Origin of the sequence: Inquilinus limosus DSM 16000 (assembly GCF_000423185.1) — a bacterium.
Lineage (GTDB): Bacteria > Pseudomonadota > Alphaproteobacteria > DSM-16000 > Inquilinaceae > Inquilinus > Inquilinus limosus.
In genome coordinates this window covers 63,430-78,172 of record NZ_AUHM01000025.1, presented here as the reverse complement: position 1 = coordinate 78,172, position 14,743 = coordinate 63,430, and the positions used below count along the sequence as shown (strand labels likewise).

The following is a 14,743-nucleotide window of genomic DNA, read 5'->3' as shown; positions in this document are numbered from 1 at the left end:
TCATGGCGTGGCGCCGACGATGACGAAGCCTCCAGCCCAAGGATGCGTGGCGGTTTCACCATGGAGGCGACGATGCCGCGATTGGACATCTCGACGATCTGCGATCGCATTGCCGTACAGGCGCCATACTTCGCCTTCGGCGAGCTGGAAGACCTGTCAGACGGGGCCGTCCGCGGCGTCTTCGCCTCGGAGCAGACGGTCGGCTACGAACGCGGGCCGGTCGCCTCGGCCGAGGTCGGGCGGCATCTCGCGATCCTCGGCTCCTGCGCCGCCGTGGCCGGGCGGGCGACGGAACGCATCTACTATCTCGCGACCCGGGCGCGCTTCAGCACCCTCGACGGCGCCGAGCCGAGGGGGGCGGGGAGGGCCTTCGAAGCGACCGCCGAGACGGTCAGCCAGGACCGGCGGTCCCTGACGGCGCAGGCGATCGTGTCGGCCGGCACGCCCTTCGCCCATCTGCGCTGCGAGTACCAGGCCCTGCCGGAGCGGGTGTTCCAGCGGCTGTTCCAGGACTACCGGGCTGAGGAGGTCCTTCCTTCCGGGGGATCTCCCTACCGGGAGCCGATCCCGCTGGAGTTCGACGAGCCGCAGGCGCTGTCGCTCACGGCGCGCAGCCAGCCGCTGGCGCCGGCCCGGTGCGCCGGCCACTTTCCCGGCTATCCGGCTTGGCCGGTCGCGATCATCGCCGAGACCATCGCCCAGGCGGTGGCCCGCCTCCTGCACCACATCCTGGGCCGGGAAGCCGAATACTCCGTGGTCCGGACCGACATCGCGGCGCTCAGGCTCGTCCCCGCCGCGACGCCGCTGTCCTTCCACGTCGACTGTCTTTCGGCCTCGCGCACCCTCTCGCATTACGTCTTCTCGGCGCGGGTGATGTGGGGAGAGGAGGTCGTCGCCACCCTGGATACGGAGCTGCGCGTGTAGGCCGCTGCCTCCAGTTATGCCAACGGCCGGACCGATTGATCCGTCATGGCGCCCCTCGGACTTGATCCGAGGGGCGCGGCCATCCAGGCTGGTTGGGCCTCCTCCGACTGCGGGACTGGATGGTCACGCTTCGCTCGCCATGACGGTTCGGGGGGCATGGGCCTGCTCTCTGGGTCAAGTCGGGATCCAGGTCCCGCCGGTCCGGATTCGCTGCTTTGACCAAAACCCGTCATGGCGAGCCCCGCCCCTTACGCCTATTGGGGGGCGCGGCCATCCAGCGGCACCGGCCCCTGGGATGGCCCCTTATGAACTTAAAAAGGCGCGCGCCGCGCCTCGCCATGATGGAACGGGCTGGAGGGTCGATCTTGGCCGGTGATATCAGCCCTTCGCGAAATTCGCCGCGATCCGCTGCTGCAGATAGTCATGCGCCGTGATCGGGTCGTAGCGGCGCTCCGGGCCCTGGATCACCGCGTCCCGATTGGCCTGGCAGAAGAAGGCGATGGAGTAGCGCGACCCCTGCGGCTCCTGCGGCTTCGGCATGCGGACGCGGTGCAGGGTAGAGAGCAGCCGGTCGTCGCTCCAGCGCATCAGCATGTCGCCGATGTTGCAGGTGACGACGCCGGGCAGCGGCTCGACATCGGTCCATTCCAGCGCCTCGGCCTCCTTGCCGGGGCAGAGCTGCAGCCCGCCCTGGCCGGGCCGCTGGTGCAGCAGGGTCAGGCAGTCGAAATCCGTGTGCGCCCCGGCCCGCCAGAACTTGAAGTCCTCCGGCCGCGCATTCTCCATCGGCAGGTAGTGCAGCAGGCGCAGCGTGCTCTGGTACTCCGGCGATTGCGGATCGTGCGCCGCGGTGAAGAAGTCGGGCGGGAACCCCAGCTTGAGGCGGAAGCATTCGAGCACCTTCATGCCGAGCGCCCAGTTCGCCCGCTCGAAGGCCAGTATCGTGGCCTTGAAGCCCGACAGCTCCTCGCCGCCGGGCCACAGCGCCGCCATGCGCGGCAGGGTGATCTGGTAGGATTCCTTCTGGTCGGCGGTGCCGGTCGACGGCCGCACCTGGGCCTTGTACTCCCAGCCGGCATTGCTGCCGCCGACCAGCGGATACTTCGCCTTGATCTCCTGCGGCAGGGCGAAGAAGCGCTCCGCCATGGCGAAGGCCTCGTCCACCAGCTCCGGCGCGATGCCATGGCCGACCAGCTGGAAGAAGCCGATCTCCGTCGCCGCCGCCCACAGCGCGTCGGCGATCTCCGCCTTCCGCGCCTCGTAGCGGCTCATGTCGATGCGCGGCACCGCGCGCGGCTTCTCCCGCCCTTCGCCGCCATAGGTCGCCTCCCGGCGCAGCTCCGCCAGCGTGGTGTCGGTCATCGAACTCTCCTTCCGTGACATGCTGTTGCTCACCGGGCGCCGGCGGTGCGGGCCACGACCCGTTCGGCGTCGGCAGCCAGTTGGCCGAGGTCGAGCCAGGGAATCCGCCCGTCCGCCACCACCGGCCGGCCGGCGACGAAGCTGTGCCGGACCGTCGCCCCGCCGCCCGAGATGACCGGCCCCAGCACCCGGTCGTGCTGGCCGAGATAGCGCGGCGCGCCGAGGTCGAAGATGGCGAGATCGGCCTGCCTGCCCGGCTCGATCGTGCCGATCGCGTCGAAGCCCAGGGCGCGGGCGCCGCCGGCCGTGGCCCAGCGCAGCACGGTCTCGGCGGTGGTCGCGGCCGCGCCCTTCTGCGCCCGGTGCAGCGAGAAGGCGGCGTAGAGCGCCGAGGCCATGTCCGCGGCCTCGTTCGCCGCCGCCCCGTCGACCGCCAGAGACACCGTCCCGCCCAGCGCGTGCAGCCGGTCGGCCGGCGCGATGCCGGATCCCAGCCGCGCATTGGCCTGCGGGCAATGCGCCATGGCGGTGCCGGTCCCGGCCAGGAGGCGCAGCTCGGCCTCGTCGCATTCGACCAGATGGGCGAACCAGACGTCGGGCCCCAGCCAGCCGTGCTCCGCCAGCCATTCCACCGGCCGCCGGGCGTAGCGCGCCATCGTGTAGGTGACGTAGTCGATGGTCTCCGACAGATGCGAATGCAGCCTGAGGCCCATGGCCCGCGCCGCGGCGGCGATCTCGCGCAGCTCTCCCTCCTCCAGCGAGAAGGTCGGCGTGGTCGGGGCGAAGGCGACCCGGCGCATCGCGGCGGGGGAGGGGTCGTGCCAGCGCCGGGCCGCGGCCTCGACCGCGGCGATCATGCGGTCCAGCGGCTCGGTCGGCAGCGGCGCGCTGCGGCCGGAATCGAAGGCCCGGCCCTTGGTGGCGCCGCCGCGGGCCAGGACGAAGCGCACACCGAAGCGCTCCGCGGTTTCGAACAGGATCGCGTCCGGATCGAAGTCGTAGCGCTCCGAGTAGAAGTAGTGATGATCGGCGACCGTGGTGGCGCCGGACAGCGCCAGCTCGGCCAGGCCGATCGTGGCGGCGACGCGCATCGCCGCCTCGTCCAGCCGGTCCCAATAGGCGTAGGGGACCAGGCGCAGCCAGGCGGCCAGCGGCTCGTTCATCCCTTCCGGCACGGCCTTCAGCACGCTCTGGAACAGGTGGTGATGGGTGTTGACCAGGCCGGGGGTGACGACCGCGCCCGCGGCGTCGACCACCCGCTCGCCCGGCTCCGGCCGCAGCGCGCCGATCTCGGCGATGACGCCGCCGCGCACGCGGATGTCGCCCGCCGCCCTTGCCGCGGGACCGGGCAGGCCGGTCAGGATGCCGACGGCGCCCGTGATCACGAAGTCGGTCATGCGCGGCCCCGCGGCAGGCTCCAGGGGAACCACAGGCGCTGCACCGCGGTGACCAGGTGGAACAGCGCCAGCGACAGCAGCACCAGGACCGCCAGCCCGGCCCAGGCCTGCTGCACCTTGAACATCGAGGTCGAGAACTGGATGAAGTAGCCGAGGCCCTTCTCGGCGGCGACGAACTCCGCCACCACCGCGCCGATGACGGCGAGGGTGATCGAGATCTTCAGCGCCGAAAAGATGTAGGGCACGGCGAAGGGCAGCCGGATCTGCGTGATCTCGCGGATCGCCGGCGCCCGCAGGCTGCGCGACAGCTCGATCAGCTCGGGCGGCGTCGCCATCAGCCCGGTGGTGATCGAGACCACCAGCGGAAAGAAGGTGATCAGCCCGGTGATGACGACGCGCGGCGCGTCGCCGGAGCCGAGCCCGACGATGATGATCGGCGCCACCGCCACCACCGGGATCGACTGCACGACGACGAGGATCGGGTACAGCGCCCGCGACATCAGCTCCGACCGCGCCAGCCCCACGGCGATCGGCAGCGAGATGGCGATCGACGCGAAATAGCCGATCAGCGCCACCCGCAGCGTCGCCCAGACATGCTCCAGCCAGCGCGCGGTCTCGACGGCCTCGAAGCCGCCGAGGATCCGGCTCGGCGCCGGCAGCAGGAAGGCCGGGATGGCGAGCAGGCGGCAGGACGCCTCCCAGGCGACCAGGATCAGCGCGAAGGTCGCGGCCGGCAGCAGGCCGGGCGTGCGGGCCAGCCGCGCGACCCGCAGCCGCCCTGCGGCGGCATCGCGTTCAGGCCGCACGCTTGAGGAGGAGGGCGCGGAGATGTCCGACATGGTCGTGCAGGGCCTTGTGGTTGCTGGTGTCGATGCCGCGCGGCCGGGGCAGGCCGACGGGCAGGTCCTCGACGACGCGGCCGGGCCGCTCGCTCAGCACCACCACCCGGTCGGCCAGCAGCACCGCCTCGCCGATCGAATGGGTGATGAACAGCACCGTCTTCGGCTGCGTCTCCCAGATCCGCAGCAGCTCGAACCCCATCTCCTCGCGGGTCAGGGCGTCGAGGGCGGAGAAGGGCTCGTCCATCAACAGGATGTCCGGGTCCATGAACAGCGCCCGGGCGATGCCGACGCGCTGCTGCATGCCCCCCGACAGCTCCGCCGGCAGCCGCTTCTCGAAGCCGGCCAGGCCGACCCGGGCCAGCAGGGCGCGGGCGCGCTCCCGGTCGCCGGGGCCGACCCGCCCGGTCTTGTGCCGGGCCGGGAAGACGACGTTGTCCTCGACGGTCGCCCAGGGCAGCAGCGTCGGCTTCTGGAACACGATGCCGATGTCGTCGCGCGGCTCCGTCACCGGCCTGCCGAACACCTCGACCGCGCCGGCGGTCGGACGCAACAGGCCGGCGGCCAGGCGCAGCAGGGTCGACTTGCCGCAGCCCGACGGGCCGAGCACCGCCACGAATTCGTGCCGGCCGATCGCCATGTCGACGCCGGCGAGGGCGCGGACCGTGCCGGCCTCCGTCGGAAAGGCCTGCTCGACGCCGGAAAAGCGGATGGCGGGCGGGGCCGTCATGACCTCACATCCCCGGCAGGAAGTTGCGGTCGACGACGGATTCGGGGGCCAGCGCCGCCGGGTCCAGCTTCTCCGCCTTCGCCACGCGCTCCCAGGTCGCCTTCAGCCGGCCGGGCTCGAACACGCCGAGGCCGTCCTTCTCCGTCACCTCGTTGAAGGCGAGGGCCAGCGCGTCCTTGACCGAGCCCTCGACATCCTCGGCCGACAGCTCCGGCACCATGGCCGCGACCGCCTCCGCCGCCTCCTTCGGGTGGTCCTTGGTGAATTCGAGGGATTTCCGGTAGGCGGCGACGAAGCGCCGGGCCACGTCCGGCCGCTCCTTCAGGAACCGGTCCGAGGCGATCAGCGAGGCGGAGTAGAGGTCCAGCCCCGCCGCCGCCCAGGGCAGGATGACCAGCTCCTTGCCCGCCTCCCGCGCCTGGCCGGTGTAGCGGGCGACATCGGTCAGCCAGGCGATGATGACGTCGGTCCGCCCGGTCATCAGCATCGGCCCGAGCGCGCCGGGATCGGCCTTGGTCAGGGTGATGTCGGCCTCGGAGAGGCCGACATCGGCCAGCACCAGCGGCAGGTAGACATTGGATTCGGTGAAGGGCGAGGTGGCGACGCTTTTGCCCTTCACATCCGCGACCGTGGCGACGCCTCCGCCGGCCAGGGCGTAGAAGGCGTGCGGCCCCTTGTTGAACAGCGACATCACGGCGGTGACCGGCACCTTCTCCGTCGCTCGCGCCTCCATCAGCGCGCCGAGGCCGGCGGAGCCGATGTCGGAGGTGCCGGTGGCGATCTTGGTGATCGCCTCGGAGGAGCCGCGGCCGCTCTCGATCGTGACGTCCAGCCCCGCCTCGGCGCAGAAGCCCTTCTGCACGCAGACATAGATCGGCGCCTTGTCGCCGCCCGGCAGCCAGTCCAGCTGGTAGACGACCTTGTCCGCCGCCTGTGCGGCGGGGATGGCGACGGCCAGGGCGAAAGTCCCGCCGAGCAGCCTCACGAGTGTTCCGTGCACGGAAAGCCCCCTTGGTTTGCGGCGCAGACGTGGTCCCGTCCGCCCGATGTCGCATCGGCCGGCTGTTGCGCCTGTCGTGTCGCTGAACGGAGAAGTCGGCATGGCGTCGCCCCAAGCGTCGATCCTGCCGAGCAATGTCCCGGGCCTCGGCCCTGACCGCTTCTACTCGTCACCCGCAACCATGCAGGAGGCGTGCCAGTCGGGAGACCGCTGAAACGGCGACGGTTTCCGTGCTCCTGCAGGCGAGGGGCGATCCGGATTCGGGCAGCCTGCCCAAACAATGGTCAGATCCGCGCTTGCCCGAAAACTGCTCATCCCGATCCTTGTGGCAACGCCTGGGGCCGGCTAGGACTGCGGGGAGCAGAGGAGAGGAGGAGGCCATGGCGATCACCCCGGACCGCGACATCGAGCTGCTGCGCCGGACGATTCGGTTGGCCGAAGAGGCGCGGGCGCGCGGCGACCATCCCTTCGGCGCGCTGCTGGCCGATGCCGACGGCAACGTCCTCCTGGAGGCGATGAACACCTGCGGCACGCGCGGCGACCGTACCGGCCATGCCGAGCGCAACCTGATGACCGAGGCGTCGATGACCTATGACGCCGCCTTCCTCGCCGGCTGCACACTGTATTCCAGCGCCGAGCCCTGCGCGATGTGCGCCGGCGCGGCCTACTGGGCCGGGGTCGGCCGGGTGGTCCACGGCCTCGGTGAGCGGGCGCTCAAGGCGCTGATCGGCCCCGATCCGGAGAACCTGACGATGGACCTGCCCTGCCGCGATGTCCTGGCCGCGGGCCAGCGGCGGGTCGAGGTGGTCGGCCCGCTGCTGGAGGCGGACTCCGCCCGGGTCCATGACGGTTTCTGGCGGCCGCCGGGACCACCGTCGGCGGCCCCATAGGTTTTCAGAGCTTTTCGCCGGGCAGCTGGCTGGCCTGCTTCACCCAGGCGGCGAACTGGGCCTCGTCGAGCTCGCCCTCGCGGATGTCGAGATAGCGCACCTCATTGTGCTTGGACTCGCCGGGCGGGACGGGGCGCAGCGAGGTGCCGCGGAAGAAGGTCACCTTGATGTACTTCGTGAAGCAATGGAAGCTGAGGAACCAGCCCTGGCCCTCGAGGCCGTAGAAGGGCGAGTTCCACTTCACGGCCTTGCGCACCTCGGGGACGGTGCGGACGACGATCGTGTCGAGGCGGCGGCCGATGTCGCTCTTCCAGCCCGGCATGGCCGCGATATAGGCCTGCACGGGGGCGTCGCCATAGCCTTTCGCGATCTGGGGATTGCCGCCGGAGAGGAGGGCCGGCTTCGCGTCCGCCGCGGGGCTCTTGCCCTTCTTGCCCTTGAGGTTCAGCGCGACGGCCGCACGGATGAGGTCCTTGAGGGCGGCTTCGTCGATCGCCTCCCCCTCGCGGATGTCGATGGCACGCCTGGTGTTGCCTTCGAGGCTGGAGTTGAAGAGGCCCGACGGGTCGTCCAGCGAGGCGCCCTTGGCGAAGGTCATCTTCACGACGCTCTTGTACGTCTCGCCGGTGCAGATGATGCCGGCGTGCGACCACACCGGGACCCCTCTCCACTTCCACTCCTCGATCACCTCTGGGTCGGCCTGCCGGATGAGATCCCGGATCCGGGCGAGCGTCTCGCCCCGCCAGTCACCCAGCTCCGCGATCCTCGCGTCGATCAGCCGGGAGGGGGACTCTCCCCCCGTTTCCTCCGTCGCTCCGCTCTTCCCCTTGATCGCCGTCGCGTTCTTCATGGCCGCTGTCGCTCCCCCCGTCTTTCGAGCATCGCCGGTCGGCGTTCGATGTCGGGTCAGCTTATCACGAGATCGCGTCGGCGATTTGGGGTCAGGCCGGCCGGTACACCGAAGTGGCCGTGCCGTGGAACAGCTTCGCCTGGTCCTCCGGCGGCAGCGGCGCCAGGATCCGTTTGAAGCCGGTGAAGATGTCGTCGAAGCTGCCGCACAGGCTGTCGACCGGGAAGTTGCTGGCCACCATCGCCCGGTCGGGGCCGAACATCGCCACGGTCTCGCGCACGATCCAGCCATTGGCCTCGGCGGTCCAGGGCTGGCCCGGCCGGCCGAGGCCGGAGATCTTGACCGCGACGTTCGGCCATTCCGCCAGCCGGGCCATCGCCCGGTGCCAGCCGCGCAGACCCTCCTCGCTGCGGTCGGCGGGCAGGCCGGTGTGGTTCAGCACGATCAGCGTCCGCGGGAAGTCGCGCGCCAGCGCCTCGGCCTCGTGCAGCACCCACCAGGCGGCCTGCAGGTCGAAATGCAGCCCGGCGCCTTCCAGCAGGGCATAGCCGGCGCGCCAGCCTTCGTCCGCCATCAGGCTGCGGCCCGCCTCGCCCGGCCGCGCCGGCCCGCCCGGCTTGTGGCGCACGCTGCGCACCAGCGGGAAGGCGGCCTGGGCCCGCAGCACCTCGGGCCAGTCCGCCCGGTCCAGCCAGCCCTGGGCGATGATGGCGTTGGGCCGGCCGGTCCGCGCCGCGAGCTCCGACACCCAGCGGGTCTCGCCGACCGGGTCGGCGGGGTCCCATTCGGCCTCCATGTAGACCGTGGCGCGGATGTCGTGGCCGCGCGCATCCTCCGCATAGTCCTCGGGCAGGTACCGCCGCTTGATCGGCGTGTAGTCGCCGTAGCGGAAGGGGATCATCGCCTCCGGCCGAAGCCAGGGGTGGTGGCCGTCCTCCGGGACCCAGAAATGCTGATGGGCGTCGACGATCGGGCCGGTCCACAGCGTCGGTTCGGTCATCGGGCGGCTCCGCGGCGGGCGAAGGGGATGGCCAGCGTGCCGACCACATAGGTCGCGGCGCAGCCGGCGAAGAAGGTCAGCACGGCGGCATAGGCGCCGGTGGCCTGCAGGATCAGCCCGGCGGCGATCGGCACCACGATGCCGCCGACGCTGCCGGCGCAGTTCATGAAGCCGCCGACCGTGCCCTCCCTGCCCGGCGGCGCCAGCATCGCCGGCAGGCTCCAGTACAGGCTGCCGAAGCACAGCAGGAAATCGGTCGCGGCCAGAAGGGCCACCGCCGTCCCCGCCTCGGCGACATGCGGCAGCAGCAGGAACCCGACCAGGGTGCCGAGGCCGGAGATGGTCAGGAGCAGCTTCAGCGCGATGCCGCGCCGCAGCCCGCGCTTCTGCAGCGCATCGGCCAGGAAACCGGCGGTCAGGGCGCCGAGGAAGCCGGCGCCGAAGATGACGAAGGTGGCGGCGCCCATGGCCTTGAGGTCGAGGCCGCGCGCCTGGGCCAGGTAGCTCGGCCCCCAGGTCAAGAGGCCGAAATTCATCATCGCCCAGCCGAAGCGGCCCAGCATCATCGGCGCCACGACCCGGGCGGCGACGGCGTCGCCGGTCCGGCCCTTCTCCGCGGCCTCCTGCGGCGCCGGGGCGCGGATATGCGCCAGCTCGGCGGCGTTGACGCCGGGATGCTTGGCCGGGTCGTCGCGCAGCAGCCGCCAGGCGGCGAAGCCCAGCGCGATGGTGACGATGCCGGCGATGCCGAAGGCCAGGCGCCAGGACTCGAGCGCGTAGATCAGCCAGGCGATCGCCGCCCCGCCCAGCGCGGCGCCGAGATAGCTGCCGCTGTCCATGATCACCGCGCCCCGCGCCCGCTCCTGCGGCGCCAGCCACAGCGCGTTCAGCTTGCCGCCGGCCGGGAACAGCGGCGCCTCCGACACGCCGAGGCCGATCCGGGTCAGCAGCAGAGTGAAGCCGTTCACCGCGAACATCGCCGCGGTCTGGAACACGCCCCACAGCAGCGTCGACCCGGCGATGATGCGGCTGGGCCCCATGCGGTCGATCAGCCAGCCGCCGGGGATCTGCAGCAGCGCGTAGCTCCAGAAGAAGGCACTCAGCAGCACGCCCTGCATGGCCGGCGACAGCTCCAGCTCCTTGGCGATCGCCGGCATGCCGACCGACAGCGAGGTGCGGTCGGCCAGGTTGATCACCGTCAGCACCGCGACGAAGGCGAACACCTTCCAGCGCACCGAGCTCGGCGCTTCGGTCCGTGCCGCGGCCGCGACTTCGATCTGCGCCATGGCTTCCTCCCGTCCGCCCTCGGGCGGTTCTCAGTTCGTGCGAATGCGGAACAGGCGGCCCGGCCGCGCCGCGCCGAGGGCGCGGCCGATCAGCGGCCAGGCCAGCATGACGAGGCCGAGCGTGGTGATGCTGCCGACCAGCGCGTTCGACCAGAACACCGACAGGTCGCCGCCGGACATGATCATCGACTGGCGGAACGCATCCTCGGCCTTGTCGCCCAGCACCATGGCCAGGACGAGGGGCGCGATCGGGTAGTCCAGCCGCTTGAAGACGTAGCCGGCGATGCCGAAGGCCAGCACCAGCCCCATGTCGAAGGGCGAGTTGGCGACCGTGTAGGCGCCGGCGAAGCACACCACCACGATCACCGGCCCGATCACGGCGAAGGGGATGCGCAGGATGGCGCTGAACACCGGCACGGTCGCCAGCACCAGGGCGACGGCGACGACATTGCCGAGATACATGCTGGCGATCAGGCCCCAGACGAAGTCCGGCTGGTCGATGAACAGCATCGGGCCGGGCGTCAGGCCCCAGATCATCAGCCCGCCCATCATCACCGCGGCGGTGGCCGATCCGGGCACGCCCAGCGCCAGCATCGGCAGGATGGCGCAGGTGCCGGCGGAATGGTCGGCGGCCTCGGGCGAGACGATGCCGGCCGGCTCGCCGTTGCCGAAGCCCTCCTTGCGGCGGGCGAAGCGGCGGGCCAGGCCGTAGCTCATGAAACTGGCGGCGGTCGGCCCGCCGGGGGTGATGCCCATCCAGCAGCCGACCAGCACGCTGCGCAGCAGCGCCAGCCATTGCCGCGGCAGCTCGCGCATGGCGCGGCCGACATCGCGCAGCCCGACCCGGGCGCGAATGCCGTCGAAGCGCAGCCCTTCCTCCATGGTCAGGATCAGCTCGCCGATGCCGAACAGCCCGATCACGGCGACCAGGAAGCTGATGCCCTTGATCAGGTCGGCCAGGCCGAAGGTGAGGCGCAGATTGCCGGAGACGGTGTCCATCCCGACCGTGGCGAAGGCGAAGCCCAGCATCATCGACACGATGGTCTTGACGGGAGACCCGCTGCCCATGCCGACGAAGGAGGCGAAGGCCAGGAAGTAGACGGCGAAGAACTCCGGCGAGCTGAAGCGCAGCGCGAACTGCGCCACCCAGCCGGACAGCAGGGTGATGACCACCACCCCGGCCAGGGCGCCGATCCCGGCCGACAGGAAGGCCAGGGTCAGCGCCCGCGCCGCCTGGCCCGCCCGGGCCATCGGATAGCCGTCGAAGGTGGTGGCGACCGAGGAGGGCTCGCCCGGGATGTTGAACAGGATCGATGTGGTCGACCCGCCGAACAGCGCGCCCCAGTACATGCAGCTCAGCAGGATGATGGCCGAGACCGGGTCCATGGCGAAGGTCAGCGGCAGCAGCAGCGACACGCCGTTCGGCGCGCCGAGGCCCGGCAGCACCCCGACCAGGATGCCGAGCATCACGCCCAGCACCATCAGCATCAGGTGATAGCCGCTCAGGACGGTGCCGAAGCCGTCGACGAGATGGGCGAGATTGTCCACGGGGGATCTCCGGATGTCAGGCGAGGCCGAGCCAGGCCTCGACCGGGCCCTTCAGCAGCGGCACCTGGAACCAGGTCTCGAACACCAGCCACAGCAGGATGGCGACGCCGAGCCCGACCGGCACGGCGCTGCGCAGCCGATAGCCGCCCTGCAGCACCATCACCCCGGCCAGATAGAGGGCGGAGGCGACGTAGAGGCCGAGCGGGATGGACAGCGCGACGAAGGCCGCCATCGGCCCGAAGAAGGCGGCCACCCGGCCCAGCCGCGCGCCGTCGAGGAACACCGCGCCGTCACGCGACCGCAGCGCCTGGACCAGGGTGCCGAGGCTGCCGGCGACGATGATCAGGCCGACGGCGAAGGGGAAGGTCCCGGGCTCGGGCCCCGCCTCGTTCCAGCCGATGCCGCTCTGCAGCCCGCCGACCGTGACCGCGGCGCCGACCGCCCCGGTGGCCGCGGAGGCCGCGCATTCCATGGCGAAGCGGGAGATGCCGCCGCCTTCAGGCCTATGACGTTCAGACACCACCTGTCGGGCCCTTTCCTAGTTCTTCTCTCCTTGCGAGACCTTTTCAAAACACCCATCCCTCATCGTCATTGCGAGGAGGCGAAGCCGACGAAGCAATCCAGGGGCCGGTGCGAGCGGCCCTGGATTGCTTCGCTGCGCTCGCAATGACGGTGTGGGGAGTTCTGAGAAGTCTCACCTTGCGGAGAAGCGCCCTCCGTCAGCCGGCGAGCCAGCCCTGCTTCTGGTAGACCGCGCGCACCCGGTCCTGCTCGGCGCGGATATAGGCCTGCCATTCCTCGCCGGTCAGGAACCGGCCGCTCTGCGAGCTCTTGGTCAGGTAGTCCTGCCATTCCGGCGTCTCGCTGACCTTGCGCAGCAGGTCGGTGTAGAAGGAAGTCGCCTCGGCCGGCACGCCGCCGGGCAGCCAGACCGCGCGCGGCATCTGATAGCTGTCGATCGGGATGCCCTCGTCGCGGCACAGCGGGATGTCGGCCCAGCCGAGATCGCCGGACACCTTCGGGCCGGCCGGCAGGCGCTGCGTGGCGAAGACGCAGAGCGGCCGCACCATCCCGGCCTGCCACTGGCCGCGATTCTCGTTCGGGTTGTTGGTGTTGCCGTCGATATGGCCGCCGGCCAGCTGCACCGCGGCCTCGTTGCCGCTCTTGAACGGGACGTAGGTGAAGCGGGCGCCGGTGGCCTCGCCGACCATGGTGACCAGGGTCTGGTCGACATCCTTGGACTGGCTGCCGCCGAATTTGAGCGCGCCCGGCTTCTCCTTCGCCGCGGCCAGCAGGTCGGCTGCGGACTTGTAGGGCGACTCGCCGTTGACCCACAGCACGAACTCGTCCATCGCCATGGCCGCCACCGGCGTCAGGTCCTCCGGCGCGTAGGGCAGGTTGGCGACGAAGGGCAGCAGGTATTCGTTGTTGGTGCCGAACACCAGCTTGTGGGCGTCGCCCGCGGAACCTTTGCCGTAGACGAAGCCCTCGGCGCCGCTGCCGCCGCCCTTGTTGCTGACGATGATCGGCCGGTCCACCAGCTTGTGCTTGACGATGATCGCCTGCACCGCGCGGGCGAAGTTGTCGGTGCCGCCGCCGGGGCCGGAGGTGACGACGAATTCGATCGGCTTCTGGGGCTCCCAGGCCTGGGCGGATGCGGCCGGCAGCAGCGCTGCCAGCGCCAGGGTCAATGTCTTGAGCATGTTCCGTTTCCTCCCTTTGCTTGTGGTTGACGTGACGGGCCGGATCAGCCGGCCGGGGCGCGCCTCCGGGCCGCCATCCGGGCGGCCAGCAGCACCGCGGCGCGGCTGGCGCCGATATCGGCGATGCCCTGTCCGGCGATGTCGTAGGCGGTGCCGTGGGCGGGGGTGCAGATCGGGAAGGGGAAGCCGCCCAGCATGGTGACGCCGCGGTCGAAGCCCATCAGCTTCATCGCGATCTGCCCCTGGTCGTGATACATGGTCAGCACCGCGTGGCAGCCTTCCTTCGGCGCCCGCAGGAAGACGGTGTCGGCCGGGTAGGGGCCGACGACGTCCAGGCCCTCCGCCGCCGCGGCGCGGACCGCCGGGCCGATCACCTCGATCTCCTCGCGCCCGAAATTGCCGCCGTCGCCGGCATGGGGGTTCAGCCCGGCCACCGCGATGCGCGGCCGGTCGATCCCGGCGGCGCGCAGGCAGTCCGCGGTCAGCGCCAGCTCGGCCCGGATGCCGTCCGCGGTGATCGCCGCGGCCACCGCGGACAGGGGGATGTGCGAGGTGACCCGCGCGTTCCAGATCGTGTCCAGGATGTTGAATTCGCGGGCGGCGCCGGACCAGCCGATGGCGTCGGCGACGAATCGGATCTCGTCGTCGTAGCCGGGAGTGGCGTAACGCATCGCCTGCTTGTTGAACGGGGTGAAGCACACCGCGTCGGCTCCGCCGGAAGCGGCGAGCTTCAGCGCCCGGCGGAAGTTCTCGGAGGCGAACCTCCCGCCCGCCAGCGTCGCCTCGCGCGGCGTCACCTCGGCCGGGTCGAGATGGCGGAGGTCGACCAGCACCGGCCGGTCGCCCGACACCGACTCATCGGTCGTCACCTCCAGGTCCAGCGTGACACCGGCCGTCCGGGCGCCGGCATCCAGAATCCGGCGGTCGCCGAACACGACGAATCGGGCCGCGGCGCGGATCTCGTCCAGCGCCAGCAGCCGGGCGGTCAGCTCCGGGCTGATGCCGGCGGGATCGCCCATGGCCAGGGCGATGACGGGACGGCTGGAGGCCTCGGTCGGCCGGATGTCGGGCTGGGCTGCCACGGTGCTCCCCAAAATCTTCTTGCTTCTGGGGTCACCGTATCAGGCATGCATGCACACATCAAGCATGCTGCACTCTGCATGCAGAATGCTGAGATTGACGTCCGGAGGGGTTCTTCGCCATCCTGGCCGGGC

The 14,743-nt window shown here is 70.8% G+C and carries 14 protein-coding genes; 2 read left to right on the top strand and 12 right to left on the bottom strand.

Translation table 11 applies throughout. The features are described from left to right. Positions 1-72: 72 nt before the first annotated feature. The gene (locus tag G537_RS0121525) at positions 73-924 is read left to right on the top strand and encodes a hypothetical protein (RefSeq protein WP_155888709.1); all 852 of its coding nucleotides are present in this window, start codon (positions 73-75) and stop codon (positions 922-924) included. Between the two features lie 378 nt (positions 925-1,302). Here G537_RS0121525 and G537_RS0121520 read toward each other — a convergent pair whose 3' ends face one another. The 5 genes from G537_RS0121520 to G537_RS0121500 are packed head-to-tail and all read right to left on the bottom strand — an operon-like array spanning position 1,303 to position 6,252. Continuing rightward, the gene (locus G537_RS0121520; protein ID WP_026871879.1) at positions 1,303-2,286 is read right to left on the bottom strand and encodes an isopenicillin N synthase family dioxygenase; all 984 of its coding nucleotides are present in this window, start codon (positions 2,284-2,286) and stop codon (positions 1,303-1,305) included. 29 nt (positions 2,287-2,315) lie between these two features. Beyond that, a complete protein-coding gene (locus G537_RS0121515) occupies positions 2,316-3,683 on the bottom strand; it encodes an amidohydrolase family protein (protein ID WP_026871878.1) in 1,368 nt (455 codons plus the stop codon). Next, a complete protein-coding gene (locus G537_RS0121510; RefSeq protein ID WP_081688961.1) occupies positions 3,680-4,522 on the bottom strand; it encodes an ABC transporter permease in 843 nt (280 codons plus the stop codon). The genes G537_RS0121515 and G537_RS0121510 overlap by 4 nt, the downstream gene beginning before the upstream one ends. After that, positions 4,479-5,252, bottom strand: a complete 774-nt coding sequence (locus G537_RS0121505; protein ID WP_026871876.1) for an ABC transporter ATP-binding protein — start codon at positions 5,250-5,252, stop codon at positions 4,479-4,481. The genes G537_RS0121510 and G537_RS0121505 overlap by 44 nt, the downstream gene beginning before the upstream one ends. A gap of 4 nt (positions 5,253-5,256) precedes the next feature. Then, positions 5,257-6,252 carry an ABC transporter substrate-binding protein gene (locus G537_RS0121500; protein ID WP_211230454.1) on the bottom strand — a complete coding sequence of 332 codons (996 nt, stop codon included), beginning with the start codon at positions 6,250-6,252 and terminating at the stop codon, positions 5,257-5,259. Between the two features lie 380 nt (positions 6,253-6,632). Here G537_RS0121500 and G537_RS0121495 point away from each other — a divergent pair, with 380 nt between their 5' ends. Then, on the top strand, positions 6,633-7,142 hold the full coding sequence (locus G537_RS0121495) for a nucleoside deaminase (RefSeq protein WP_034852535.1): 510 nt from the start codon (positions 6,633-6,635) through the stop codon (positions 7,140-7,142). A gap of 4 nt (positions 7,143-7,146) precedes the next feature. On the opposite strand, the gene G537_RS45095 is transcribed toward G537_RS0121495, so the two are convergent. From G537_RS45095 to G537_RS0121460, 7 genes are all read right to left on the bottom strand, one after another. Beyond that, positions 7,147-7,992 carry a DUF1801 domain-containing protein gene (locus G537_RS45095; RefSeq protein WP_081688959.1) on the bottom strand — a complete coding sequence of 282 codons (846 nt, stop codon included), beginning with the start codon at positions 7,990-7,992 and terminating at the stop codon, positions 7,147-7,149. 91 nt (positions 7,993-8,083) lie between these two features. Further along, a complete protein-coding gene (locus G537_RS39150; RefSeq protein ID WP_034852533.1) occupies positions 8,084-8,992 on the bottom strand; it encodes an amidohydrolase family protein in 909 nt (302 codons plus the stop codon). Then, positions 8,989-10,278: an MFS transporter gene (locus tag G537_RS0121480; RefSeq protein ID WP_051248803.1), complete on the bottom strand. Its 1,290-nt coding sequence runs from the start codon at positions 10,276-10,278 to the stop codon at positions 8,989-8,991. The genes G537_RS39150 and G537_RS0121480 overlap by 4 nt, the downstream gene beginning before the upstream one ends. Positions 10,279-10,308: 30 nt before the next feature. After that, entirely contained in the window at positions 10,309-11,826 is a 1,518-nt protein-coding gene (locus G537_RS0121475) for a tripartite tricarboxylate transporter permease (protein ID WP_026871871.1), read from the bottom strand. 16 nt (positions 11,827-11,842) lie between these two features. Beyond that, a complete protein-coding gene (locus tag G537_RS0121470) occupies positions 11,843-12,346 on the bottom strand; it encodes a tripartite tricarboxylate transporter TctB family protein (protein ID WP_026871870.1) in 504 nt (167 codons plus the stop codon). Between the two features lie 199 nt (positions 12,347-12,545). Beyond that, positions 12,546-13,529 carry a tripartite tricarboxylate transporter substrate binding protein gene (locus G537_RS0121465; protein ID WP_026871869.1) on the bottom strand — a complete coding sequence of 328 codons (984 nt, stop codon included), beginning with the start codon at positions 13,527-13,529 and terminating at the stop codon, positions 12,546-12,548. 44 nt (positions 13,530-13,573) lie between these two features. Further along, positions 13,574-14,611, bottom strand: coding sequence for a 4-hydroxythreonine-4-phosphate dehydrogenase PdxA (locus tag G537_RS0121460; RefSeq protein ID WP_245579072.1), 1,038 nt, complete (start codon positions 14,609-14,611; stop codon positions 13,574-13,576). Between the last annotated feature and the right edge of the window lie 132 nt (positions 14,612-14,743).

Excerpts from the sequence above, each read along its gene's own strand:
- G537_RS0121505 (WP_026871876.1), bottom strand. The coding sequence starts at position 5,252 with ATGACGGCCCCGCCCGCCATCCGCTTTTCCGGCGTCGAGCAGGCCTTT.
- G537_RS0121465 (WP_026871869.1), bottom strand. The coding sequence starts at position 13,529 with ATGCTCAAGACATTGACCCTGGCGCTGGCAGCGCTGCTGCCGGCCGCA.
- G537_RS0121480 (WP_051248803.1), bottom strand. The coding sequence starts at position 10,278 with ATGGCGCAGATCGAAGTCGCGGCCGCGGCACGGACCGAAGCGCCGAGC.
- G537_RS0121520 (WP_026871879.1), bottom strand. The coding sequence starts at position 2,286 with ATGACCGACACCACGCTGGCGGAGCTGCGCCGGGAGGCGACCTATGGC.
- G537_RS39150 (WP_034852533.1), bottom strand. The coding sequence starts at position 8,992 with ATGACCGAACCGACGCTGTGGACCGGCCCGATCGTCGACGCCCATCAG.
- G537_RS45095 (WP_081688959.1), bottom strand. The coding sequence starts at position 7,992 with ATGAAGAACGCGACGGCGATCAAGGGGAAGAGCGGAGCGACGGAGGAA.
- G537_RS0121495 (WP_034852535.1), top strand. The coding sequence starts at position 6,633 with ATGGCGATCACCCCGGACCGCGACATCGAGCTGCTGCGCCGGACGATT.
- G537_RS0121510 (WP_081688961.1), bottom strand. The coding sequence starts at position 4,522 with ATGTCGGACATCTCCGCGCCCTCCTCCTCAAGCGTGCGGCCTGAACGC.
- G537_RS0121525 (WP_155888709.1), top strand. The coding sequence starts at position 73 with ATGCCGCGATTGGACATCTCGACGATCTGCGATCGCATTGCCGTACAG.
- G537_RS0121515 (WP_026871878.1), bottom strand. The coding sequence starts at position 3,683 with ATGACCGACTTCGTGATCACGGGCGCCGTCGGCATCCTGACCGGCCTG.